Origin of the sequence: Marinobacter sp. M5B (genome assembly GCF_042604615.1) — a bacterium.
In the GTDB taxonomy this organism is placed as follows: Bacteria; Pseudomonadota; Gammaproteobacteria; order Pseudomonadales; family Oleiphilaceae; genus Marinobacter; species Marinobacter salarius.
In genome coordinates this window covers 3,554,251-3,579,059 of the sequence record NZ_CP156894.1, presented here as the reverse complement: position 1 = coordinate 3,579,059, position 24,809 = coordinate 3,554,251, and the positions used below count along the sequence as shown (strand labels likewise).

General features: G+C 56.8%; 14 protein-coding genes. 9 read left to right on the top strand and 5 right to left on the bottom strand.

Annotated features, from left to right (window positions below):
- Nucleotides 1-70: 70 nt before the first annotated feature.
- From AAGD24_RS16205 to AAGD24_RS16170, 8 genes are all read left to right on the top strand, one after another.
- A complete protein-coding gene (locus AAGD24_RS16205; protein WP_228210162.1) occupies nt 71-1,003 on the top strand; it encodes a D-2-hydroxyacid dehydrogenase in 933 nt (310 codons plus the stop codon).
- Nucleotides 1,004-1,158: 155 nt separating this feature from the next.
- Nucleotides 1,159-1,986 (top strand): sulfotransferase, encoded by an 828-nt coding sequence (locus tag AAGD24_RS16200; protein ID WP_075194428.1) that lies wholly within the window; start codon nt 1,159-1,161, stop codon nt 1,984-1,986.
- A 33-nt stretch (nt 1,987-2,019) separates the two neighbouring features.
- Nucleotides 2,020-10,512, top strand: a complete 8,493-nt coding sequence (locus AAGD24_RS16195) for an Ig-like domain-containing protein (RefSeq protein WP_379865695.1) — start codon at nt 2,020-2,022, stop codon at nt 10,510-10,512.
- A gap of 10 nt (nt 10,513-10,522) precedes the next feature.
- Nucleotides 10,523-10,813: a hypothetical protein gene (locus AAGD24_RS16190; protein ID WP_085679260.1), complete on the top strand. Its 291-nt coding sequence runs from the start codon at nt 10,523-10,525 to the stop codon at nt 10,811-10,813.
- Nucleotides 10,800-11,417: a hypothetical protein gene (locus tag AAGD24_RS16185; protein WP_085679263.1), complete on the top strand. Its 618-nt coding sequence runs from the start codon at nt 10,800-10,802 to the stop codon at nt 11,415-11,417. The genes AAGD24_RS16190 and AAGD24_RS16185 overlap by 14 nt, the downstream gene beginning before the upstream one ends.
- Nucleotides 11,418-11,590: 173 nt before the next feature.
- A complete protein-coding gene (malE, locus tag AAGD24_RS16180; RefSeq protein ID WP_085679266.1) occupies nt 11,591-12,808 on the top strand; it encodes a maltose/maltodextrin ABC transporter substrate-binding protein MalE in 1,218 nt (405 codons plus the stop codon).
- An 11-nt stretch (nt 12,809-12,819) separates the two neighbouring features.
- Entirely contained in the window at nt 12,820-14,556 is a 1,737-nt protein-coding gene (locus tag AAGD24_RS16175) for a methyl-accepting chemotaxis protein (protein WP_379865693.1), read from the top strand.
- A gap of 99 nt (nt 14,557-14,655) precedes the next feature.
- Nucleotides 14,656-15,978 carry a YihY/virulence factor BrkB family protein gene (locus AAGD24_RS16170; protein WP_041334063.1) on the top strand — a complete coding sequence of 441 codons (1,323 nt, stop codon included), beginning with the start codon at nt 14,656-14,658 and terminating at the stop codon, nt 15,976-15,978.
- Here the strand turns inward: AAGD24_RS16170 and AAGD24_RS16165 are convergent.
- From AAGD24_RS16165 to AAGD24_RS16150, 4 genes are all read right to left on the bottom strand, one after another.
- Nucleotides 15,975-17,015 carry an HDOD domain-containing protein gene (locus AAGD24_RS16165; RefSeq protein WP_036208938.1) on the bottom strand — a complete coding sequence of 347 codons (1,041 nt, stop codon included), beginning with the start codon at nt 17,013-17,015 and terminating at the stop codon, nt 15,975-15,977. The genes AAGD24_RS16170 and AAGD24_RS16165 overlap by 4 nt on opposite strands.
- A 114-nt stretch (nt 17,016-17,129) precedes the next feature.
- Complete coding sequence (locus tag AAGD24_RS16160; protein WP_036208940.1) at nt 17,130-18,359, bottom strand: DUF445 domain-containing protein; 1,230 nt, start codon at nt 18,357-18,359, stop codon at nt 17,130-17,132.
- Between the two features lie 261 nt (nt 18,360-18,620).
- Nucleotides 18,621-19,355 carry a 16S rRNA (uracil(1498)-N(3))-methyltransferase gene (locus AAGD24_RS16155; RefSeq protein WP_379865690.1) on the bottom strand — a complete coding sequence of 245 codons (735 nt, stop codon included), beginning with the start codon at nt 19,353-19,355 and terminating at the stop codon, nt 18,621-18,623.
- An 8-nt stretch (nt 19,356-19,363) separates the two neighbouring features.
- Entirely contained in the window at nt 19,364-20,716 is a 1,353-nt protein-coding gene (locus AAGD24_RS16150) for an adenosylmethionine--8-amino-7-oxononanoate transaminase (protein ID WP_085679275.1), read from the bottom strand.
- Between the two features lie 182 nt (nt 20,717-20,898).
- On the opposite strand from AAGD24_RS16150, the gene AAGD24_RS16145 reads away from it, so the two are divergent.
- Nucleotides 20,899-21,387: a DUF2505 domain-containing protein gene (locus AAGD24_RS16145; RefSeq protein WP_036208948.1), complete on the top strand. Its 489-nt coding sequence runs from the start codon at nt 20,899-20,901 to the stop codon at nt 21,385-21,387.
- Here AAGD24_RS16145 and AAGD24_RS16140 read toward each other — a convergent pair.
- Nucleotides 21,382-24,621 carry a type I restriction endonuclease subunit R gene (locus AAGD24_RS16140; RefSeq protein ID WP_085679278.1) on the bottom strand — a complete coding sequence of 1,080 codons (3,240 nt, stop codon included), beginning with the start codon at nt 24,619-24,621 and terminating at the stop codon, nt 21,382-21,384. The genes AAGD24_RS16145 and AAGD24_RS16140 overlap by 6 nt on opposite strands.
- Nucleotides 24,622-24,809 lie beyond the last annotated feature (188 nt).

The window sequence follows — 24,809 nt, the reverse complement described above, 5'->3', positions numbered from 1 at the left end:
GTTTCGCTCAGTCTAACTTAATCTGGGGCTCTGTTGGTCGGCCAAAAACTTCATGAATAAGGAACGACGAATGAAAGCCGTATTTCTGGACGCAGACACACTGGGTAACGATGTGGACCTCTCGGCGATTGAGGCAGTGACCGGGGAAATGGTCAAACATCCGCGAACGTCCCCCGAGCAGGTGCAGGAGCGCATACGGGGATTCGACACGGTATTGGTGAATAAGGTTGTGCTGTCGCGGGAGCACTTCGAGGCCTGCCCGGAGCTAAAGACGGTTGCGGTGGTGGCGACGGGGCTGAACAACATTGATAAGGATGCGGCGAAAGACCACAGCGTAACGGTGATGAACGTGACCAACTATGGCCGCTCCACCGTGGCGCAACACACCATGGCGTTGATTCTCGCGCTGGCCACGCGCTTGGTGGATTACGACAAGGACGTGCGGGCCGGGCGCTGGGGGCAAAGCTCGATGTTCTGCCTGATGGATCATCCCATCATGGAACTGGAAGGGCGCACGCTGGGGGTTGTTGGCTATGGCGACCTTGGGCAGGGCGTTGTGGAGCGCGCAAAGGCGTTTGGGATGAATATTGTGCTTGGCGCAAGGCCCGGACAGGCAACTGGTGAGGTGGATGGTTACCCCCGGATTCCCCTGGATGAGCTGCTGCCCAAAGTGGATGTGCTGTCGCTTCACTGCCTGCTGACGGACGACACCCGGAATATGATAGGCGCCCGCGAACTGAAGATGATGAAAAAGGAGGCGCTGCTGATCAATACCAGCCGTGGCGGCCTGGTGGACGAGCAGGCGCTTGCGGACGCCCTGCGGGCGGGGACTATTGGCGGTGCCGGCTTTGATGTGCTGACGGAGGAGCCGCCACGAAATGGCAATGCGTTGCTGGCGGATGATATTCCCAACCTGATTGTGACGCCACATTCGGCCTGGGCGAGTCGGGAGGCGCGGCAACGAATTGTGGAGATTACTGCAAGTAACTTATCGACAATCTAATAAACCAATAAAAAATTACTAAATATTACCTTTGAAGAGGGGAAAGTGACGGCTCACTGAGCTATCTTTGGCGCCTAACAGAAAGTTAATGGTGGTAGGTCCAAGGAAATCGTTGTGATAACAGCGCAACGGTAGCTTCATCTCAGGGAGTCGTGATGCCCCCCAGTCAGTTTCATTTCATTTCAGGCCTGCCCCGGTCCGGGTCGACGTTGCTTGCAGGAATTCTGAGACAAAACCCCCGGCTTTACGCATCTATGAGTAGTCCTGTCGGAGGGTTGATAAATGGCGCTCTGGAGCAGATGGGTGCCGGCAGCGAATTCTATACCTTCTTCGATGAAACCCGGCGCAAGCGCATATGCCGTTCACTCTTTGACGCCTATTACGAAGACGTCGGCCAGAGACCGGTTATTTTTGACACCAATCGCCACTGGACGTCCCGCCTCCATCAACTCGTGGAGTTGTTTGATGACTTTAAAGTGATCTGTTGCGTTCGTAATCCGGCCTGGATTATGGACAGCTTCGAAGTCATCCACCGAAAAAACCCCTTTGATTACAGTCGGATGTTTAATTCCGGCAATCGCCAGACCGTCTATAGCCGATGTGACGCCTTGATTAGCGCTGGCGGCGCGGTTGGCTCTGCCTGGACAGCTTTGAAAGAGGCCTACTACGGGGAGTTCTCGGACCGTCTGCTGCTTCTGGATTATGACTTGCTGACTCAGCATCCGGGCCGTTGTCTCGAGTTGATTTATCAGTTTATCGGCGAAACCCCTTTTGAGCATGATTTTGACAGGGTGGAATACCAAGAAACTGAATTTGACGAAACCCTGGGCGTGAAGGGGCTTCATGCCGTTAAGAAGAAAGTGGAATTCAATAGCCGCCGCACCATCTTGCCGCCCGACCTGTTTTCGAAATATCAGGAAATGGATTTCTGGCAGGACAACACGGGTACTGCTGCCAACATCATCGCACCGAAGAAAAACTAGGCACGCCCCCAAGTGGTGGCGCGGAGAGGAATTATGCAAAAAAAGACTGTCCTGAATGGGCTTGGCGCATTGATGGCGCCTATGGGTATGTATGCCGCCGCTGCTACTGCATCGGCGGGTACCTATATGCCTCGGACCTATCTGCGAACCGCCCAGGGCATCCCTGATACCGCTGCTCAGTTGCCGTCGTTGAGCTCGCTGCCGAGAACTGCAGGCGAATTCTTGATCAATCAGCCAATACTAAGTGCTGACTTTCTGCAGGTAGAACAGGGGCAGCCGCTGCGGGAGTTGGTTCTCGTTGACGCCGGAGTGCCGCAAAGCGAGTGGTTTGATTACGTGACCAGGCCAGATACCGAGGTAGTCCACCTGTCTGACGGAAGCGGTCGACTTCAGCAGATCATCGACGTGCTTTCTGCTTACCGGGATCTGACGGCTATTCACCTTATCTCTCATGGTCAGGCCGGAGCTCTTATTCTCGGCAATGAGCGAGTCGATGAAGCTACTCTTGAGGATAACCCTGATTTCCTTGCCGCTTTTGAGGGGGCCACGCGCCCCGGCGCCGATCTTCTTCTATATGGTTGTGATGTTGCCGCAGGCGACGACAGTATTCTCGACATCATTCGTCGCGAAACACACCTTGATGTGGCGGCCTCATCCAGCCCTACCGGCAATGCCGGCCTTGGAGGCGACTGGGTTCTTGAAGTTGTCCGTGGGGATATTCAAACCACGTTGCCCTTTAGCGAAAAAGCTCTGAAGGACTTCTCTGGGGTACTTGGCAGCTTCTCGCCCCGTAATTTTTGTAACGACAGCAATGGCGGCAGGTACCGCTCTAACATAAATACTATTACGTCGGAAAATGGTGACTTCACCGTTACAACGTCCCCGAGTGCATTCCATTGCGGTTACAGCGGGCAGCTCGGTTATCTCAACCCTATCCAACCCTCTCATGCCATTTATCTGGCTAGCAACTCCGGAGGGGTTGAGTTCTCTTCACTTGTATTAGGGGGAGGATGCAGTGTCGTCGATGTTGCCGGCTATTCCGGGGGAGCACCGGTTGCTACTTCCCTGAACAACACTCCAGAAACTATGAGCAGTAACACCATTAACCTGAGCACATTCTCAGGAAAGAATGTAGATAGTTTGGCCCTCTATCTATCATCGTGCTCAGGCGCCACAGGAATATCTTCGTTCTCAACAGTGGAACCGAACGCCGCCCCCACCGATATCGCTCTTGGATCAGCGAGTATCAACCAGTCATCAACAGGGGCTGGGGCGGTCATAGGTTCTCTCTCAACAACGGATGCAGACAGCGGTGACAACCATAATTACAGCCTTGTCTCAAATGGCGCATCAAGTAATGGTAGCTGCGGTGCTTCTGGCGATGACGACAATGCGAGCTTCCAGGTAGACAACGCCAACGATGACCTGGAGACGGCTGGCAGTCTGGCATCGGGCTCCTACGATGTGTGTATTGAAACTAGCGACGGTACGGCCAGTTACCAGGAGTCGTTCGCTATTACCGTGAACGATAATGTTGCGCCATCTTATCAAAACGGCACTCCGTCGGTTTCGGGGACCACAGCCAATCAGACAACGTTGACTACCCGCCTAGACGAGGCTGGTGTTACCTATTGGGTTGCCCTATCCGACGGCGCGGCGGCTCCCTTGGCAGTCAACGTCCGGAATGGGACTGACCGATTAGGCAGCCCTGCTCCTTTTAGCGGTAGCTACAATGTCTCCTCCAATGGTGTGGACTTCACCGATGACATTACAGGTTTGTCGGCCGGGACATCCTATGACTTGTGGGTGGTGTCGGAAGATGGTGTGCCGAATTTGGGGAGCCCCACAAAAATAGATGTGACAACTCTCCGTGACAATGATGGCAGCCTGATCACTGCGGCAGGCGTTGCTGAGCCGGTTGCACTGTTTACTACGGTCGATACGGTGGCCGAGACCGTCAATGTGTTTGACTTCACTCTTGCAGACGGAGGCACCAGTGACAACCTCCCCCTGAATGTCACCGAAATCACCTTGAACGTCTCCGGGAGCAGCTCGGATACGGAGCGTTCAAAGATCACCTGGCGGCTTAATGGGCCGGATGTAAGCAACGTAACGGGCACCTACAATGGGGGCTCCGATACGATTACTTTCTCCTCGTTGGGTGTTTCTGTTGCACATGGTGCCAGCGAAACCTACACCGTCAACGCTTACTACAACGACAATACCGGCCTGACCGAAGATCGAACGGTCATCCTGTCGGTGGATGGCGATACCGATCTCACGGTAGGCGGATCTGGCACCCAGATGGGCTCCACCTCCACGGTTACCAACGGCACCGGAACAGCCATTGAAGTAGTGGCTTCGCAACTGGCATTTGCAACCCAGCCTTCTGGTTCGGTTTCCGGCAGTGCACTGACCACCCAGCCAGTGGTGGTCGCTCGTGATGCCTTCGGCAACATAGATTCTGATTTCACTGAAACAATCACCCTGGTGGAAGCCAGTGCGGGATCAATGTCAAACAACACCCAGGCGTCCGTTAATGGTGTTGCAACCTTTACAGGGCTGACCTACTCCGCCACCGCTGACCAGCAGAGTTTCACTCTGACGGCCGACGATCAAGCCGGTGTTGGCAGTGATCTGCCAACAGTCGATGCCAATGCCGTCACTTCCGACGTCGTGGCCACAAAGCTGATCTTCGACAATCAGCCTGCTCCCACCACGTTAACGAGTGGTGTGGCTACCGCCTTTACCACTGTCCCGGTTATATCGGCCGTTGACGGCAATAACGTTCCCGATACCGGATACTCGACCGACATAACGCTTGCGGAAGTCAACGGAGCCGGAAGCGCTAGCCTGACGGGGACGGGCGACACTGATGGTAGTGGGTCTACCGTCACCCTGACACCCAGTTCTGGCACCGCGACCTTTACCGGTTTTCAGGCCACTTACACTGCGTCCGGATCCAGTGATGAAACTTTCAATCTGCGGGCCTCTTCCGGCGCGTTGACCGCTGCGGACAGTAGCCAGTTAACCGCCAGTGTAACCCCGACCATCAACAGCGTTTCCGTTCCCTCCAACGGTACGTATGCAACCGGGCAGAATCTGGATTTCACCGTCAATACCAGCCAGCCGATGACCGTAAACACGGCGAGTGGCACTCCACGCCTTTCCCTGACGATTGGTGGCTCGGTCGTCTACGCCAGTTATATTTCTGGTAGCGGCACCAGTGCGCTGACATTCCGCTATACCCTCCAGGCGGGCGACCTTGATGCGGATGGCATCAGTGTCGGTGCTCTGGAGGCCAATGGCGGAACCCTGCAGGATGGCGCCGGTAACGATCTGGATACAACTCTGAACTCAGTGGGGAGTACCAGTTCCGTTCTGGTGGATGCAGTGGCCCCGACTGTCAGCAGCGTCTCGGTACCGTCAAACGACCTGTATGTTGCAGGCGAGAACCTGGATTTCACCGTTAATACCAGCGAGAACGTGACGGTCAATACCGCTGGCGGAACACCGCGAATCCCGCTGACGGTAGGAAGTACCACCCGCTACGCCAGCTATCTGAGTGGCAGTGGAGCTTCCGCCCTGGCGTTCAGATACACAGTGCAGTCGGGAGATGAAGATGCGGACGGCGTGGCCGTCTCGGCAGTGGTCGATCTGAATGGTGGCACGCTACAGGACAGCGCGGGGAACGATCTGAATACCACCCTGAACTCGTTGGGTAACACCAGTAGTGTGCTTGTAGATGCGGTAGCGCCGGCTGGCTACTCGGTTAGCTTTGATGACAGCACCCTGAACGCGTCCGAATCGGACTCTGTCAGTTTCACATTTGCGGGTGCAGAAGTGGGGGCCGATTACAGCTACAGTATTTCCAGTAACGGGGGAGGCACCCCAGTCACCGGCACGGGCACCGTGTCTGATGGTGCCCAGCAGATTACTGGTCTGGATGTCGGAAATCTTGGTGATGGAACGCTTACCCTGTCTGTTGCGCTGACGGATGAGGCCGGTAACCAGTCCTCTCCAGTCACTACAACAGCCACCCTGGATGCGACGGCGGCCTCTGTGACTCTGGACTCGGCGGCGGATCCGGTGACCCATGCCGAGTTCACGGTGTCCATCACGTTCGATGAGCCAGTCGATGGTTTTGCGGTCGGGGACATCACGGTGTCCAATGCCACTGTGGGAAGTTTTTCCGGTAGCGGGGCCAGTTATACGGCCACCATTACGCCCACCGATGATGGTACTGTCACCGTGGATGTTGGTGCTGGCGTTGCGCAGGATGCAGCGGGTAACGATTCTACGGCAGCGACTCAGCTCAGCCGAGTCTATGACGGTACAGCACCGATGCCTGCTATCACCACGGATGTGACGGCAGACGTTACCAACGCGCCTATTGGCGTGACGGTCGACTTCGGTGAAACCGTTACCGGTTTCGTGTCCGGAGATCTATCAGTCAACAACGGCTCTGTTACCGGGTTTACCGACTCCGGCAACGGCTTGTTTGAACTGACGGTTGAAGCTGCGGGTGATGGCGATGTAACCATTGAATTGCTTGCGGGCGTTGCCGAGGACGAGGCAGGTAATGCCAGTGAAGCCTCTGATCCACTGATTCTCGCGTTCGACGGCTCAGTCCCGGTTCTCCAGAGTTCTGTGCCGGCAGCAGGCGCCAGTGACGTTCCTTATCAGAGTGATTTGTCACTGACGTTTGACGAGCCCGTGTTTGCAGGTGTTGGTGAATTGGTGGTCCAGGATGCCACCGACGGCGTCGAGCACACACGCCTTGTCATTACGGACACACAAGTGTCTATAGACGATGCTCAGGTCACTATTGCCCTGGACGAGGTCTTGGTGCCAACGCACGAGTATTACGTAACATTCGCCGCGAACAGCTTGGAAGATGCAGCCGGCAATGGCTGGGCAGGCATCGTGGGCGATACTGCCTTCCGCTTTACCGTTGGGAACCAGGCACCGGAAGCTGGCAACGACAGCGCGAACCTTGACCAGGGCGCTCGCCTGGCGCTGGATGTTCTAGCGAACGATCGCGACGAGGAAGGGCGCCTGAATCTGGCCAGCGTGCGGGTTGTTGCCCAACCGACCCACGGCCGTGTGTCAGTCGAGACCGGCACGGGAGCCGTAACCTATGAGCCGGAAACCGACTACACTGGCTCGGACAGCTTCACCTACGTGGTGGAGGACGAGTTCGGTGGCCAATCCAATGCGGCGACGGTCAGCCTGATTGTCGAGCCGGCCGGCCTTCCTCCAGTCACTCGTGGGGATGTTGCTACAGTAGTTCCGGGTGGCACGGTGACTCTTGCGCCGCTGGATAACGATTACGTCGGAACCTCGGGTGTGAGTCTGGACCCGCAAAGCGCCGAACTGATCCTCCGCCCCCATCACGGCACGGCACAGTGGGCCGATGGGAAATTAACCTACACCGCGGAGAGTGATTTCGAGGGTGTGGAAAGCCTTGCCTATACCGTGTCCGATGCAAACGGTGTCCGCTCCGCAGTGACCCGTCTGTATATCAACGTGGCTGATGGCGCCATAGCGCCGCTTGCGCGGGATGATTCTGCCGACACGGAGATGGCCGCTGAGATTGCGGTGAATGTGCTCACAAACGACGAAGCCACAGGTAGCGCGCTTGCCAGTGGCACTGTTGAACTGGGCAGTCTGCCGCGCCACGGTGTGGCCGAGGTTGACCCAACCACAGGTGCAATTGCTTACATGCCGGACGCGGGCTTCCGGGGCGAGGACGCTTTCCACTACACCGTCCGTGATGATCGTGGACTGGTGTCGGAATCAGCACTTGTCACGATCAACGTCGGTCTTGCGGGTGTGCCGGTGGCTGGAAACGATCAGGTTCAGGCCATGGACGGTGCAACCATCGCAATCAACGTGCTAGGCAATGACCGTGGTTTGGGCTTGGCGTTGAGCCCGGCAACCCTGAGTGTAGTGGATAGCCCTGCTCAGGGACTGGTAACACTGGACACCGGGGCCGGCGTTTTCCGCTATACCCCGAATGACACCTTCGATGGCTCCGATACCTTCACCTATACCGTTCAGGATGAGGATGGCCATGTATCTGCCCCAGCCACTGTCACGGTAACCGACCAGCCAGGTAACAACCGGCCTTTGGCCAATGATCGTGACGTGACGGTAGCCGAGGACAACGATACCAGCTTGTCACCTCTGACCAATGACCAAGACCTCAACGGTACTCTGGATACGGCGTCACTGCAGGTTGAACAGCAACCGTTGAATGGCACCTTGTCCGTAGGTGCCGGTGGCACAGTCAGCTACACGCCAGGGGAAAATTTCTACGGTGAAGACCGATTTACCTATACGGTGGCAGACGATTTCGGCCGCAGATCCCGCCTGGCTGTGGTCCGTCTCGTGGTAGCACCGGTTCCGGATCAGCCACAGATCTCCGGCTCGCCGACCTCGACCGTTTCAGCCGGAAACGCGTATCGTTTCACCCCGGTGGTGACCGATACCGATGGCAACCCACTGACCTTCAGTGTCGTCAACCTGCCCGCATGGGCAACGTTCGATGAACAGAGTGGTCGTGTTAGCGGCACACCGGAACTGGACGATGTGGGCCGTTATGGTGGCATCGTGATCAGCGTCAGCAACGGCGATGAGTCTTCGGAGCTGGCAGCCTTTAGCGTTCGGGTAACCGGCAATTCCGGTGGTTCCGACGACGGTGGTCAGGGCTCTCCTGAAAGCCCGGTGACGCCAGGGTCGGATGAGGGCGCGGACATTCCTGTCGTCGACTCGGATAACCCTGTCGTTGAGGTAGGCAATGACAAATGGCCGTCCTACACCGACGATCAACCTTCGAAGGCGCTTTACGAAGCCACCTTCGTGGACGCCGCTGGCGAAAAGCGGAGTGTGTCAGTTCTCGTGGATGATCCCCAGGCACCGCTGCCTGCGACAGAATCGCCCGATGCGTCCGGGCGGCAAACGCTGACCTTCTCGCAATCTGACGGCAGTGAGCAAACCATTGCCGTGTCTCCCTCTGGCGAGACAACAATCGCGGTGTTCGGCCAGGCCGGTGATGCCGATCCAGTCAGCCAGCTGACCAGCGATGCCGCCGAACTGATGGTCACGGCCCTGGCTGGGGGTGACATGCTTAGCAAAGTGGTCATCGAGAATAGTGACGGTGGCAGCAGCGAAATGACGATCGTCCAGTCAGTCATGGAAAGGGTATTGGTCTCCGGAACCCGCTATTCGGCGGACGGTGCCGTACTTGAAACCACGGCTGTCCAGTTCGATATGGTGCCCGCGGACATTGAGCTGGCTGCCGACGGCACGGTTTCACTGAGGGGTGAGGCGACCAGTGGCAGCGAAACGACCGCTGTAGAGTATCGTGTGACGCCCGCTGGAACAGTCAGCGCTGTCAGCCAGTACGCGGATGGCATCATTACGCCGGTTTCTTCAGGTGTAACGGTTCGTCAAGGTGGTTCCGTGGGCATGGTGATGGTCGATGGTTACATCGCCCTTGATCAGCCTTATCCGAACGCTGGCGTCGAGCACATGGCTCGTGTGGCCAGTAATGGTCAGGTGGAGTATATCGACGGTAGCGCCAATACCACCAATCTGCCAGCCGGTTCGATTCTCATCATTGATGGCGATCAGGCAACTACCGGTGGCCGCGATCTGGACCCCGACGGTAACGAGTTGAATCGTGCCGGCGAGATATTAGGGGCGGCGAGTGGACAACCCATCATCAGTCGGCTGGAGGTTACGGACCTGTCCAACGGCAACGAGTCGGTATTCGTCAGTCCCGCGGTGAATGGTGATGGCATCAATGCGTCTCGTTCGCTGCCTGGGGGCGAACTGTCGGCCAGGATTCGCCTCGACGGCACATCGGTCCATCGACTGTCAGGACGTGTTGACATGCGGGATAACCAGGCCCGTTCCCTTATCCCAGGCAGCCTGTCGTTGTTCTTCAACGACCGCGTGGTAACCGTGGTTGACGAAACCGACGCCACGTTACTGACAGAGCTTCTGGGTAATGGCGAGGTTCGGCATGAAGTGGCCGCGGGCGGGGCATCCACCCGTGCCTTCAGTTACCTGCCAGGCTCATCCACGGTCATGGAGCGTGACGATGATGGTGATGCCCGGGTGGTGACACGTGCATCCGCAAACGGCCGTTCCCTTGAAGCAACCGCCAGTGCTGACGGCAGCGCCAACCATCGGTTGATCAATCGCCTGGGTGAGCGCTCTGAAGCGGACATCCGGGTTCCCGGTGCCTTCACCAGCTTGAACGAGGATGGCAATCTGCGCAGCCGCGTGAGGCTAGACGGCAGTGATGTGTGTGCCTGGGTGGAAACCTTCGGTAACGGTGAAGCCGGCACAGGCTTCGGAACATACGATCCCGATACACTGACCTGCCAGAGCGTGGAAATGCCCACAAGTCGTGAAAGCCTGTTCGAGGCCGGCAACACTGTCGAGGTTGAGAGCGAGTCCGGTAAGCATACTATTACCATCGAAACCCGCGTGACGCGGCCGATCCGGTTCTGAGGAGATGATGATGAATTCAATAGCCTGTGAGTCCGTTCGTCACGCTTTCCGCGCCAGTGCGTTGATTGTGATGATGTTGCTTTCCGCCTGTGGTGGGGGGTTCGACGAGGAACCGAACAATGCGAGATTGTTCCTGCAACCGGGAGATGAAGTGGAGGTCTTCAGGGGTGATGAGCTGACCCGCCCGTCGGAAGATTCGAGGATTGCGGTACGCCATGAACAGCAGGGGGACCGCAAGTTTGTAACGGTTCTGGCCGGAACGGCGGAGTTGGTCCGGGGAAACTATTATGCCCAGCGATAAGCGTCGGCAGTGGTTGGTCGCCTCTCTTCTGGTCGGGGCCATCTTGGCTCCGGCCAGTGTTGCGGCAGCCAGCGGTGCTCTCTTCGTGGGCGCCCAATTGGGCGGCTCGTCCCTGGCTGCAGACATCGAAGGACCCGGTGCGGCTTTTTCCAACCTGGATCACGGCACAACGCTGTCTGGTTCGGTTTTGGCAGCCTATGAGGGTGACCATTCTGGTCAAGGTTATCGGGTAACCGGGACCCTGGGGCATGCAAAGTGGGATAATGCGGGGTTGCTGGAAGCATTGGGCGGAGTGGATCTTCTCTGGCGTCAGGAAGATGGTAGTGGCGCTGTCTATGCTGGACCAAGACTGGGAGCGATTCGTTTTAGTGATGACATCACCGATGACAGCAATACCCGGTTTGCCTGGGGCGCCGAAGTGGGTGTCCTGACAACATTAGGCGCTGGGCCTGGTGGCGGTGACCGACCATTGTCCGCGGGCCTGTTCCTGCGACACACGGTCATCGATGCCCGCCAGTCCGGTGTAACCGGCAGTGGCCTTGATCGTGACATAAAGGTGAGCAGCCAGACTTCATTCGGTATTCAGGTACTCCTTCCGTTATAGCGAGCCGAGAGTGGGCTTTCGGCCCACTCTCGCTTACGCCCCTCATCTCATCCCCTTAAAGTTTGCACGCGTATGACGCGCCGACCCTCGCCTCCTGCATAAACTGCCAGTGGCATGTCTCATTTGAGGCATGGGATTCCCAACGCTCAAACAATAACAACAGGGCGATACCTATGATCAGACCTCTCCTGGCTCTTGTGCTTTCCTGTGTTTTCTTTTCTGCACCGGCATTCTCCTTTGAACGCGGTGAATTGCTTATCTGGATCAACTCCGACAAGGGGTATGAAGGGCTGGCTGAGGTTGGCCGACGCTTCGAAGCCGAAACCGGCATTCCTGTGACCGTGGAGACGCCGGACGATCTCACCTCCGAGTACGACCATTATGGCTATTCCTCCAAGGCGCCCGATATCGTGATCTGGCCCCATGATCGTTTTGGAAGCTGGATCAATGAGGGCCACCTGCGCCCCATCGAGCCGTCCGAGCAGGTGCGTGAGGCTATTGCACCCTTTGCCTGGCAGGCGGTTTCCGTGGGCGATCGGGTGTATGGCTACCCAATCGCCATGGAAGTGGTCAGTCTGCTCTACAACAAGGATTTGGTCTCAACACCGCCCGCCACTCTGAAAGGCGTGAAAGCTGAGCATCAACGACTGAGCGCACAGGGTATTGAGGCCATCTCCTGGGACTACAAGAATGTGTATTTTTCCTGGCCAGTGTTCGCCGGATCCGGTGGGTACAGTTTCGGCCTGGAAAACCAGGTTTACGACCTCTCCGATGTTGGTGTGGACACAGATGGCGCTGTCGGTGCCGTGGCAGGCATAAAAGACTTGCTGGATTCCGGTGTGCTGTCGGCAGATGCGGATTACGGCACCATGATGGACGGCTTCAAGGCCGGTCAGACTGCGATGATCATTAACGGTCCCTGGGCCTGGAGTGAGATACGGGACGCCGGTATAAACGTGGGCATAGCCGACGTGCCCACTGTCAGCGGTGAACCTGGAAAACCCTTTGTGGGCGTGCTGGCCGCGGGGATCAGCGCGGTATCCACCAACCATGAACTGGCCCGTCAGTTCATGGAGGACTATCTGCTGACCGAATCCGGCCTGCACGCCGTGAATGACGACAAGCCCCTTGGCGCCGTGGCCCATCTGGAAGTGGTGAAAACCCTCAGCGAAGACCCGTTTATTGACCATACCTTCCGCTCCGCCAGTCGTGGGGAAATCATGCCCAACATTCCTGAGATGAAACGCTTCTGGGACCTGATGACCATCCGCTTTGACGGCATGCTGGCCGATGATTACCCCATAGCGTCCACGCTCAAGGAGGCTGCAGGTCGGCTTGAAAGGCTGGATGACATGCGGGGCTGGACACGCCGGCATTACGTTACGAACTGAGTGAGCTCGCTATGGCATTCCCCCGATTAGAATTGACCATCCGTTCCCGGGTGATCCTGTTGTTTACCCTGTTGATTGGCCTGTCCGTTGCGTCATCGGCCCTGGTTTACCAGCGCATAGCCGGCATTGGTGACAGTGTTGATCAGCAGGCACGCGGCATCGCCGGCCAAATGGTTGCCATTGATGAGCAGTCCGAGCTCATTGACCAGCAAAGGGCGTTGGGCAAGCTGTCCGAACGCGTTACGGTCGCCCAGCAACATATGGGTGCGATGCAGTATTGGTATTTTCACGCCGCTCTGAATGCGGACATGGAGTCCCTGGACAAGGCTCAAGCCGCCTCCGAACAGTTGGTGGGCGAACTGGCTGCCATGGTGGCGGCCGATAGCAGCCTGCAGGCGGAGATCGCGGAAATGACAGAAACCGTGGAGCAGTACCGCACGCTCGGCGAAAAAATGTTCGAGTTCTTTGAAAAGTCCATGATGCTGATGGGGCGTTCGATGGCGGAGGCCGCCCGGGAACAGGCCGTTAGTCTCACGGCTAGCCTCAACGATATCCGCAGCGGCTACCAGCAACGGGAGGCCGTACTCACCGAGGGCGTGTTGGAAGCCGGAGAGACAGTCAGGCGTGCCAGTGATCAGGTCGCCATAAGTGGCGGTGCTATTCGACACGAAATTGATCGGGCTGGATCGGTCAGCCTGATAATGGCTGGCGCGCTCGTTATCTCGGCATTGTTGCTGGGCACGCTGTTCCTGCGTTCACTGCTTCGTCCGGTGCGCAGGTTGGGGCAGCGTATTGGCGAAATACAGGCCGACAATGACCTGCGGGGCAGTCTCGAGTATCGCAAGAACGATGAATTAAGCGTGATCACCCGCGCCTTTGATCAGATGCTGGCGCGATTTGGCGGTCTGATCGGTCATGTCGCCGCCTCCACCAATGAATTGGGGGATATGGCGGCTCAGGGACGGGAAAGCAGTCAGAGTCTTGCCGACCAGGTTGGACGCCAGCAACAGGAAACCAGTCTGGTGGCGACAGCCGCAAACGAAGTTACTGCCACTGCGGAAGAAGTCCGGAAGAGTGCCAACCACGCGGCATGCCTTGCCGATGAGGTTGGTGGATTGACGCACAGTGGCGGTCAATCGGCGGACGAAGCCGTTGCCGCCATGGCTAGGCTGGAAACACGAGTGGAAGCCGTGGCCGAAACCATCGCCGGGCTGGCCAGCCAAAGCCAGTCTATCGGCCAGGTCGTGGATGTAATCCGGGGCATTTCGGAGAAAACCAACCTGCTGGCATTGAACGCTGCCATTGAAGCGGCCAGGGCCGGTGAAATGGGCCGGGGGTTTGCCATTGTGGCCGACGAAGTGCGGGGCCTGGCCAGCCAGACGGCGAACTCGACCGGGCAGATAGACGATCTCGTGTCATCGTTGCAGGCACAATCCCGTGATGCCGTTGAAGTGGTGGAGGCGGGGCGGGAGGAGAGCCGTACAACCGTCCAGCGCATCCGGCAATGCAGCGAGAGCCTGGGGCTGATCGATGAGAAGGCGGGCGAGATGCGTTTGCTCAACCAACAGGTCGCCCAGGCTGCGGCTGAGCAGAGCGAGGCTGTTAGCAAAATCGACGAAAACCTGATCAACCTCAAGCGCCAGATTGAAGACATTTCAGACAATGCCCGCGATACCGGAAGCATGACCGATTCCCTCGCGTCACTGAGCGAAGTGCTGAGAGGAAATATCAGCCAGTTCCGATACTGAGCCGAAACCGCTAGTAAAAGCCACACAATACGCCATACTTTGTTGTGATTTGGTATCTGACTGATAATCTGTACAAAACACTGGCAAACAGGACGTTGTGTGGCTTCATTTCAATTCAAAGATCGGCTTCAGTCTGCGGAAACCTGGATTCTCGCCAACCCCAATCCACCGCAACACTGGCCATGGACCTGGCTTTATAAAACCGGGCGTACCGCCTATGCGCTGGTGCGGGACGTCGTTAGTGGCAACCTGACGCTTCATGCCATGAGCCTGGTGTATACCACCTTGCTGAGTATTGTGCCGTTGCTGGCCTTGAGCTTTTCGGTGCTCAAGGCGCTGGGCGTACACCAGCGTATGGAACCCTTCCTGTTCCAGTTCTTTCGGCCCATGGGCCCCCAGGGCGTCGAGATTGCCGAGCAGATTCTGGGCTTCGTGGATAACATGAAAGTGGGTGTGCTCGGCTCGGTCGGCCTGGCACTGCTGGTTTATACCGTGGTGTCACTGGTGCAGAAGATCGAGCGTTCTTTCAACATGATCTGGCGGGTGCCGGACATGCGCTCGATGGCCCAGCGCTTCAGTAATTATCTCAGCGTTATCATGGTGGGGCCGTTGTTGATGGTGTCGGCCATCGGTATCAGTGCCACCATTTTCTCGTCTGCGTTCGTGCAGGCGCTGATGGAAATCGAACCGCTCGGCTCCATGATTGTCTTCGCCACCCGCTTTACCCCGTTCATGCTGGTGGTCGGGGCGTTCACCTTCGTATACGTGTTCATTCCCAACACCCGGGTGAAGCTTCGCTATGCCTTTATCGGTGGCCTGGTAGCAGGTATATCCTGGCAGGCGGCGGGTATGCTGTTTGCGTCGTTTGTCGCCGGTTCCGCCAAGTACGCTGCCATCTATTCCAGTTTCGCAATCGGCATCATCCTGTTGATCTGGGTGTACCTCAACTGGATGATTCTGCTGCTGGGGTCCAGCATTGCCTTCTATCTCCAGAACCCGGGCTCGGTGGCCAAACGCCGCCAGGTGCGGTTGTCGCCGGAACTTCTGGAAAAAACCGGGCTGGCGTTGATGTGGCTGGTGGCGAAACCCTTCAGCGAGGGCCGGCCGGCACCGCAGCAGGAAGCGGTTGAGCAGCAACTCAGGGTGCCGGGGGAGGTGACCCGTGGTATCAGCGACAAGCTGATCCGCGCCAGGCTGCTGACATTGGCCGGTCGCAACGGCGATTGCCTGGCTCCGGGCCAGTCCCTCGAGAGGATCACCGTTGGCAGCGTGCTGGAAGCCATACGTCGTGATGAGGATCGGGTTGCTGACCGTTTACCTTATGCCGTGCCGAGCCATCTGATGGAACGCCCTCCGGAGCACGAATCGGTGTCCTTCGCCGAACTGCTGAAGCAGGAAGGGGGTTACGGAGAAAAAACCTAGGCGCGGGTTTTTGCACCCGCTTCCAGGGTATCGAGGATCACCTTGCGTACCCGCGTAAACTGCTCCCTCGAGATGTTAGTAATACGCAATACGTCGTCTTCCGGCATATTGCGCTGGTGGGCGTGGCGTAACACCTCCCGGGTGCCGATAATAATACCGTCGTTCAGCGGGGTGTGTTGCTGCCTCGGCGCCGGCCGTTCCGCCGCCAGAAGCTGGGCGTGATATTTAGGCGGCAGCCCCCATTCATTGGCCAGTAGTTGTGACGTGGCCCACTGGTAGCGGGAAAGGGCGATGTGGATCAGCGAGGGTGGCGGTTCCGCCAGCCCGGATTCCGTCCTGCAGACGCGCTGCAACTCCCTTCGTAGTGTGATGTAAGAGAGTGCTGGCAGTAGGCCTGCCATGAAATAGACGCTGCTATCCTGGCCCTGAATCTTCGCAATCAACTCCGCACTGCGGGCACAGGTGAGCCCCCAGCGCCATACCCGTTGTGCAAAGAGTGCTTCCCGACTGTTCCTGGCTGCCATCATCGGCCGCATGATGGCGGCGGAAATAACGTTGCGAATACCGTCCATACCCAGTACAAAGACCGCCTGGTCCACCGAGTCGATGGACTGGTCGCCGGTGCGGAAGTAAGGGCTGTTGGCAATTTGCAGTAGTTGGTCGGTCAACGCGGGGTCATTGAGGATGATCTCCGTCAGTTGGTTACGGCCTGTATTGGCATCGGAGAGTGCCCGCATTAGCATCGGCAGGGTCATGGGTTGGCGCGGTAATTCGTCCAGTTCACTATTGGCGATTCGCCAGCGCAGTTTTTCCAGCACTTCATCCCATTGCCCGGTTTCTGAGCGCAGCGTGGCGGGGGGTGAGTCAAGCAGCCAGCAAAACAGACGCTCTTCCAATTTGTCGATCAGGGCCGGGTCTATGTCCGGGCTGTCGTTTGTTGAAACAACCGGGTTGAGCAGGCGGGATTCAGGTGCTGTTGCGGTTGTTGGTTTGTCGGACGAGAAAAGTCCTGAAATCCAGGAAATAAAGCCTGGCATCCGATGCCTCCGGGAAAAGAATAGTCGCCGGGAAATACATACCCGTACACCGCGAGTATAGAATGAGCTAGCGGCTATGCACAGTATAACAGCAGGCTTTTTGGCACTAGAGCCTCAGAAAACAGAGCCTCCGAAGACGAACACCAATTGGCAGATACCGGCGGCGAAACCCAGGAAGGCGCCCACCAGGATCAGTTTGATTTCGTCCTCCTGGAAGCAGGGTCGAAGAAGGTCTTGAAATTCCTCAGATGAGAGGGCAATCATGCGCTCCACCATGATGCTTTCCACGGCCCTTGCCCGGTCGGTTTCGAACACCGGGTTATTGAAGGAGGTTTGCGAAATTTCGATGGCTTTTTTGCCGACCTGGTTCTTTAGGGTCGCAAAGCCTGTTGGTCCAAACGCCATCTGAGTCAGGGCCTTACCCATGCCGGCGGTTTCGTCCACCAGGGGTTTAATGTGTTTTTTGACCATGTTGCGGGCCCGGTCGCCCTTTGGGCCCTCCAGTATGGCGTTGATGATGTTGCCAACCGTGAGTATTTCGTGGGTGACGATGTGGCAGAAGGATTCGGCGACTTCCTGCTGGCGTTTGAGGAACAGTCCCTGGAATCGGAAAGGGCCGACTTTCTTTTCGTGCAAGGGCCGGAAGATCACGTTCAGCGCGATCCAGTTGGTCGCCCAACCCACCATCAGGCCGAAGAAAGGCAGTACCCACCAACTTTGGTAGAAATACCAGACGGTCATCTGAACCAGGCCGAACAGGAAGCCGAAATAGAAGCCGGAGTTGATGATGAAACGGAATTCCACTTCCCCGCACTCGATGAAGATCCGGTTCAGCAGCCGTTTGTCCTTGGCCAGGCGTTCGATGACCATGCTTTTGATGTCGAGCAGGTCTTCGATGTTGTCGGAAACGTCACCCACCAGGTTGTCCACCAGTTGCGGGGTGGACTTGCGTACTCGGTCGTAGACCATGTTCCTGGCTGAGGAGGGCAGGTTTTCCCAGAAGGTGGGGTATTCCTTGAGCATCAGTTCGTCGACGTATTCTTCGGTGCGGGGTTCGACGGTGTAGAGGATGTGGGCTGCCAGTACCTGGGGATCGATCTGCTGGAAAATTTCCTGCACGGTGCCAATCTTGGAGATGGTGGCGTCGACGCTGATGGCGGCCATTTTTCGGGCCTTTGAGGGGATGATGCCCTGCCAGCCCAGTAACGGGGGCTTGCCGACGAATTCCAGCGGGTAGAAGGTCATTTTGATGGCCAGCCAGTTCGTGGTCCAGCCGATCAGGGCGGCAATGACGGGGATACTGAGGTATTGCCAGAATTCTGGGGTGCTTAGCAGGCTTGTCATCCGGTGTTCGCTTTTTGGGTTCTGGAGTTTGCTGCATTACGGGGAGGCCTTTCCAAAACACGCTCCTTGCGGCACGTCCCTGTGGCGCTTGGGCTCCGCCATCCATGGCTCCGCACAGTTTTGGAAAGGCCTCCCCGTAATACAGCCCCGACTACAGAGCTATCCTCAACAGACTTATCACTCGACAGGGATAATGTTGTCGGGGGCCGGCTCTGTCAATGACTTGCGCGCCAGATTGAGATGGCGGCACAGTCGGTAGGCTCAACCGCCGATATCACCCCACAACCACTGACACAGCGCCATGGCGGCAACCGGGGCGGTTTCGGTGCGTAAAATGCGGGGGCCGAGGGCAACGGGGAGGAAGCCGGCAGTTTCGGCAGCGGTGATTTCGTCCGGGCTTAGGCCGCCTTCGGGGCCGATCATCAGAGCGACGCGAGCGGGTTTGGCAAGGGTGTTCAGGGATTGTTCGGTGCGGTGGTGTAGAACCAGGCGCAAGTCGCAGTCACCCGAGTTTTCAAACCATTCCGACAGTGTCATCACCGGTACTATCTCGGGCACCCGGGCTCGGCCGCATTGTTCGGCGGCGCTGATGGCGACGGATTGCCAGTGGCGCAGGCGTTTGTCTTCACGGTCGCCTTTGAGTTTGACGTCGCAGCGTTCGGTGGTCAGCGGTACGATGCGGGTAACGCCCATTTCCACGGCTTTCTGAACGGCGTAGTCCATGCGGTCGCCTTTCGACAGGGTTTGCCCGAGTACGACCTCCAGATGGGACTCTGTGACATTGGCGGACGGCGTTCCCACCTCGACCGACACGTGTTTCTTCCCGGCCTCGGTGATGGTGGCGGGGTAGTCGTTGCCGTCGCCGTTGAACAGCAGCAGTTCCTGGCCGGGCTGCATGCGCAGCACACGGCCGACGTGTTGCGCTGCATTGTCGTCCAGGCCGGCTGTGGCGCCTTCACTCAGGGGTGAGTCGGTGTAGATGCGGGGGATGCGCATGATGTTTGTCAGTCCCGTACGGCGATTTCGATGCCTTCTGTGGCCACTTGGGCCAGGTGGCGGATCTGTTCTTCGGTGATCACGTAAGGGGGCATAAAGTAGACCACGTTACCCAGTGGCCGCAAGAGCGACTGGCGGGTCAGAGCGTGTTGGTAAACGCGGATGCCACGGCGCTCCTGCCAGGCGAAGGACTCTTTAGTGGCCTTGTTTTTCACCATTTCCACCGCCAGGGTCATGCCGTGCTGGCGGATATCGCCGACGTTGGGGTGGTCGGCCAGGTGTGCGACGGAGTCCGCCATGCAGGTGCTCAGGCGTTTGTTGTTTTCGATGACGTTGTCATCGCGGAAGATGTCCAGGGTGGCCAGGGCCACGGCGCAGCCAATGGGGTTGCCGGTGTAACTGTGGCTGTGCAGGAAGGCTTTCAGGGTCTCGTAATCGTCGTAGAAGGCGTTGTACACCGTGTCCGTGGTCAGCACCACGGACAGCGGCAGGTAGCCGGCGGTCAGGCCTTTTGACAGGCACATGAAATCCGGGGTGATGCCGGACTGCTCGCAGGCGAACAGGGTGCCGGTGCGTCCGAAGCCAACAGCGATCTCGTCAGCAATCAGGTGGACGCCATAGCGGTCACAGGCTTCGCGCAGCTTGGTGTGGTAGATCGGGTGGTGCATGCGCATGCCGCCAGCGCACTGAATCAGGGGTTCCACCACCACGGCGCAGATTTCGTCGTGCTTTTCGGCCAGCAACGCGTCCATGGCCTCAAACTGGCGCAGTGCGTATTCCTCGTCGGTTTCGCCCTGCTCTTTGTTGAACGCATCCGGCGAGGGCGCTGTCATGACTTCCATCAGCAGAGGCTGGTAGGTGTCCTTGTAGAGGGCAACATCGCCCAGTGCCAGGGCGCCCAGGGTCTCGCCATGGTAGCTGTTGCTCAGATTGACGAAGTTCTTCTTGCCGGGCTTGCCGTGGTTTTTCCAGTAGTGAAAGCTCATCTTGAGCGCTGCTTCAATCGCGGAAGAGCCGTTATCGGCGTAGAAGCACTTGTTCAGGCCTTCGGGGGTCACTTCGATCAGCCGTTCGGACAGGTTAACCACCGGCTCGTGGGTAAACCCCGCCAGGATAACGTGCTCCAACTGGCCGATCTGTTCCTGAATCGCGGCGTTGATTCTGGGATTAGCGTGACCGAACAGGTTAACCCACCAGGAGCTTACGGCGTCGATGTAGCGGTTGCTCTCGAAGTCCTCGAGCCAGACCCCTTCGCCCCGTTTGATCGGGACCAAAGGCAAGGTACCTTCGTGGTCTTTCATCTGGGTGCAGGGATGCCATACGGACTTGAGGCCGCGGGCGACGAGGTCAGCGTTGCGCATGATAAATCTCCGTCAAACGGTGGGGTTCTGTCAGGTTCCAACAAAAGGTCAGCTGTTAACCAGTGCGAATATTACAGTTAACAACGCCTGCTGACCACTATGCCATCCACCGATGACCGGCGGGCCAATGTGTGAATGAAACTCACCGCGCACAATCAGGCCATTCTTATACGGAGGCCTTTATGGAACTGGAATTGAGACATTCATACGATGCTGGCCTGGACCGGGTGCTGGGTGCGTTCTTCGACGAGGCCCATATCCAGGAGAAGAACCAGCGGCTGGGTTCGCGCAATGTGAATATACCGGAGCTGACCCGTGACGACTTGTCCGCGAAGGTGGTGGTTGAGCGTGAAATGACAGCCTCCACCGAGGTGCCCGGCATCCTGGCGAGCTTTCACAAAGAGTGGAATCGCGTACGCCAGGAAGAGCACTGGTTCCGCAAGGACGACGGGGAATGGCATTGCGAGTTCCGGGTAAAAATTGAAGGCGTGCCCGCGAAGATCAAGGGCAATATGCGCCTGCAGGGCACAGACCAGGCCTGCATCAACTACGTTACGCTGAATGTCTGGTGCGAAGTGCCGTTACTGGGCAAGAAGATTGCGCGGTTTCTGGCGGATGACTCCCACACCAAGATTGAGAAGGAGTATAGAATTACTCGGCAGCTGTTATGAGGTAGCGGGCCGGTATTTCTTGAAATTTTCTGCTTGTTCAAAAATCTCTTTGTAAACCTCATCCCGGTCAATGGGTGGGTAGCCATGCTTCCCCAACAGCAGGATGAGGTCCACCTTCAGTTCGGCCTTAATATCCTCGCGCCGGTTCCAATCGGTGTACTTCATCTTATCGTCCACCACAGCTTTTACCGCTTCGGAAAGAGGCAGCAGCTTCTCTTCAGGGTATGTAAAGTCATACTTGACCGCCAGATCTTTCAGGATGTCATAGAAGGCTTTGACTTCCAGGTCGATCCCCAGCTCCTCAAAGGAGCTGACTTCATGTTTCAGTGACTGGATCATGCCCAAGTAGCGGTCGATAATCTCGTCGGTGAAATCCTCAACGACCTCACCTCTCAGGATGTCTGCTTCCTTTCGTTCATTGTATTTCTCTACCAGCGCCTGAAGCTGCTTCGAGAAGTCGACACCTCGGGCTTTATTGACCCTTTTGAAATCCTCGATCGCTTTGGCGAGAAGCTGTTGGAGAAGTTTGATCTTAGTATTAGGAAGTTTGATTTTCTCGATTTTGGCCAGATAGTCATCGTCGAAAATATTTCGCGCTTCGGCGCCATCTTCGCCAAGCTTGAAAATTTCCTCCACGCCGTCGGCTTTCAGGGCCTCCGTCATCATCTCCCGCACCCGAGCGTTCATCTGTGAGGTGTCCGGGGCATGGCCGCGTGTCAGTTTGAAAACGATGGAGCGAACCGCAAGATAAAAGTGAATGCGGTCCCGCTCGGCCTGGGTCACGCCCTCTGAGCCACTACAAAGGTCATAGGCCGCTTTCAGACGTTTCACCAACGCCATAAAGCGCTTCTCAATCTTGTCCGTGAGTTGGGCGTACTCGGCGGCCTGGTTCAGGCAATTCAGTTGTTGTACCGGGCTGCCCTGGAAATAGAGACGGTCATCAAACTTGTGAAACAGTTTGCCAAGTAGGTCCAGGTGGTCTTTGACCACAATGATCGACTGCTCAATTTCCTCGATGTTCTGCTGGTCGGCTTTGTTGTAGTGGGCCAGTGCCAGGTTCATCTGTTTCTTGATGCCGATGTAGTCCACCACCAGGCCTTTGCGCTTGCCTTCAAATTTCCGGTTGACCCGGGAAATGGTTTGAATCAGGTTATGGCGCTGGATGGGCTTATCAATGTAGAGGGTGTCCAGAAAAGGCACATCAAAGCCAGTAAGCCACATGTCCACTACGATAGCGATCTTGAAGTTGGATTTTGGGCTTTTGAACTGGCGGTCAAGCTCCTTGCGATAGTCCTGAGTGCCAAGCATGTCCCAGAGGGGCTTGGGATCATCCTTGCCCCGGGTCATGATCAGTTTGACCCTCTCCATGGGTTTGATCTCTTTTCGATCCTTGTCTGAAAGATCGGCACCGGGTTCGCAGACCAGAACTTCGTTCCACTGCGGTCGAAGCGCGATCAGTTCCTGCCATAAGTTATAAGCGATATTTCGATTGCTGCACACGAACATCGCTTTACCTTTGACGGTAGCCCCTTCCTCTACCCTCTGTTCGTAGTGATGGACAAAGTCCTTAGCCAGCGTACGCAGCCGATCCGGATCGCCCAGGATCACGCTCATGTTGGCGCTGGCTTTTTTGCTCTCCTCAATCTGGTACTCGCTGGCGCCGTCTTCAGCGCACTGCTCGTAGTAGGCCTCTATTGCCTGAAGCTTTTCGTTGTCCAGGATTACCTTGGCGGCCCGGCCCTCGTAAACAATCGGTACCGTAATTTCGTCTTTGACCGATTCGGTCATGGTGTAGCTGTCCACCACCTCACCGAAAACATCGAGAGTAGCGTCGATGGGAGTACCTGTGAAACCGACATACGTGGCATTGGGGAGTGAATCGTGCAGGTACTTGGCAAACCCGAAGCTGCGTTTCACGCCGTTTTCAGTGACACGGATTTTCTGGTCCAGGTTCACCTGGCTTCGATGGGCTTCATCAGAAATGCAGATCACGTTGTAGCGATCAGTCAGTAATTCGGTGTCTTCGGTGAATTTGTGAATGGTGGTCAGGAAGACCCCGCCGCTGGTTCGGCCTTTTAGCAGTTCACGTAAATGGTCGCGGCTCTCCACGCTGATCACCGTTTGGTCGCCAATGTACTCCTTGGCGTTGGTGAACTGGCCAGAAAGCTGGTCATCAAGATCCGTTCTGTCTGTAATCAGAACAATTGTCGGGCTTTCGAAATCTACACTTTTCATCAGCAGGCGAGTGAGAAAGAGCATGGTGAAACTCTTGCCGCAGCCAGTCGCTCCGAAATACGTGCCGCCTTTGCCGTCGCCCCCGGGCTTGCGGTGCTCCAGGATGTTTCTGAACAACTTTCCAGCGGCATAGAACTGCGGGTAGCGACAAACGATTTTCTCCTCCCGGTGAGATTTGTCCGGGAAATAGATGAAATGCCGGATGACTTCGCGCAGCCGGTTGTGGTTGAACAGCCCCTGGATCATCGTGTGCATGGCGTTGATGCCATCCTGTTCGATGGTCTCGTCACCGGTGACCTTGCGCCAGGTATAGAAGTATTCGTAAGGCGCAAACAGTGAGCCCAAACGGGAGTTCACACCATCACTGATCACGCATAGAGCGTTGTACTTCATCAGCTCCGGAATATCACGAGCGTAGCGAATGGTGAGTTGCTTCCAGGCATCGTAAATGGTGGCGTTCTCACGGGTGGCGCTTTTGAACTCGAAAACCACCAATGGAAGGCCATTGATGTAGAGAATCGAATCGGGAATCCGCTTTTCGAGTCCCTCGATTTCCAACTGATTGACCACCCGATAGATATTGCCGCCAGTACGGTAACCCTCTCCGTCGTCGGCGATGACGGTATCCACATCTCCGGATTCGGGCTCCCGTTGCTCTGGAAGCCCGGAATAGTCCAGTAGTTGGATGTAAAGGTCCTTTTGCGATTGGTCTTCTCGCTTTAGCAGAAAACCATCGGCAACCCATCTGTGGATGGTCTTGTTGGAGGCATAAAGATCGGATGCGGAAAGGGTGTCCAGTCGATTGATGATCGTGTCGACTTCATGATCGGTAATGTAGTCATTGGCATACCGCCGCGCCAGGAAAGTCTTTAGATCATCCCGGATCAGAACGTCGTTTGGCGACCTGGAAAGGGAAGGGCCTGGGGTATGAGGAAATCCCTGCTCACCCAGTAGGGTAATGATCGCCTGTTCCAGTTTGTCCTCGGTGAACTTGGGCATTCCCTATCCTTACTGCGCGATCTGGCGTCCCAGGGTGATTTATCCGTAGGGTTTATCAGCATGTTACCTGATTGTAGCCATTTTTTGCCCACCTGACGGCGTCACATTGTGAAATCGGGTAATTTGGCCAACGAATAGCTTGCGTATAAGATACGTGCAAGCCTTTTGGGAGCTGGGAAGCTTCTGGC